The organism is Butyrivibrio sp. AE2005, assembly GCF_000686965.1.
GTDB classification, from domain to species: Bacteria; Bacillota; Clostridia; order Lachnospirales; family Lachnospiraceae; genus Butyrivibrio; species Butyrivibrio hungatei_A.
Map to the genome: position 1 here is coordinate 1 of NZ_JMMD01000046.1, position 1,501 is coordinate 1,501.

1 protein-coding gene is annotated in these 1,501 nt (G+C 44.9%); it reads left to right on the forward strand.

The genetic code is table 11. The features are described from left to right. Positions 1 to 35 precede the first annotated feature (35 nt). On the forward strand, positions 36 to 1,430 hold the full coding sequence (gene ltrA, locus DL92_RS0114860) for a group II intron reverse transcriptase/maturase (RefSeq protein WP_026668165.1): 1,395 nt from the start codon (positions 36 to 38) through the stop codon (positions 1,428 to 1,430). Positions 1,431 to 1,501 lie beyond the last annotated feature (71 nt).

Sequence of the window (1,501 nt, forward strand, 5' to 3'; positions counted from 1 at the left end):
CTTAAGTATGACCGAGAAAGGAGGAATGACCATTAATGGCAGAAAACATTGAAATCAATGGCTGTTCGCAAAGAGATAGTGCGGAACATGAAGGGTATGCGAAAGCGCGTAGGTCATTCAATCGGATATGGAAAGAAAGAGACAGTGCACAGCCGAAACTCTTGGAAGCGATACTGTATAAAGACAACTTTAACAGAGCGTATAAGAGAGTAAAGGCAAACAAAGGAGCGCCAGGAATCGATGGCATGACTATCGAAGCGGCTCTTCCTTATCTTAAGGAACACCAGCAGGAGCTAACTGACCGCATATATCGTGGAAAGTACACTCCGTCGCCAGTTAGGCGAGTTGAGATTCCAAAACCAGATGGTGGTGTGCGCAAGCTTGGCATACCTACCGTGATAGACCGCACGCTTCAACAGGCAATAACTCAACAGTTAGTGCCAATCTATGAACCACTGTTTGCAGATGGAAGCTATGGCTACCGTCCTAACAGAGATGCAAAGGGAGCTATACTAAAAATTAAGGAGTACGCAGAACAAGGATACACATTCGCTGTGGTGCTTGACTTATCAAAGTACTTCGACACCCTGAATCACGAAATCCTTATAAATCTTCTTCGAAAGAATGTAAAGGATGAGCGTGTTGTACAGCTCATAAAGCGCTATCTGAAAAGTGGAGTAATGGAAAACGGAGTGGTCATCGAAACAGAGGAAGGTTCGCCGCAGGGGGGCAATTTATCACCACTACTTGCGAACATCTACCTCAACGAGTTCGACCAAGAGTTTCTAAAGAGAGGTGTTCCCTGCATCAGATATGCGGATGACATCGTGCTCCTTGCCAGAAGCAAAAGAGCGTCCGAAAGACTCTTAGAGAGCAGTACGAGATATCTTGAAGAGAAACTGAAACTCACGGTTAACCGCGAGAAAAGCCGTACTGTAAGTGTGTTTGCAATCCGAAATTTTAAATTTCTCGGCTTTGCATTGGGAAGGAACGGAGGTGGCATATATGTCCGAGTTCATACAAAGTCATGGAAAAAGTTCAAGTCAAGGCTGAGGGATTTATCTTCCCGTAAGTCCGCACAGTCCATCAAGCCGAATCTCGAGAAAATCAAGGTATACGCCAGAGGTTGGCTTAACTACTATGGGATTGCCAGTATGAAGAACAACATAGATGACATCAACGGATGGCTCTATCACAGAATTCGCATGTGTATATGGAAGCAATGGAAACTACCGAGGACTAAATTTAGAAATCTCGTAAAGCTCGGAATTCCAGAACACTATGCGGCAACTATTGCGAACAGTCGCAGGAAGTATTGGTACGTTAGTAACAATAAGGCTGTGATTTGGGCGTTAAATAAAGAAAGACTGATAAACAGTGGCTTCTTTGATTTAGCCACAGCCTATCAGTCTGTGCACGTCAACTATTGAAAGCGCCGTATACCGAACGGTACGTACGGTGCTGTGAGAGGACGGCGGTTAGTCACCGCCTTCTACTCGAT

Excerpts from the sequence above, each read along its gene's own strand:
- ltrA (WP_026668165.1), top strand. The coding sequence starts at position 36 with ATGGCAGAAAACATTGAAATCAATGGCTGTTCGCAAAGAGATAGTGCG.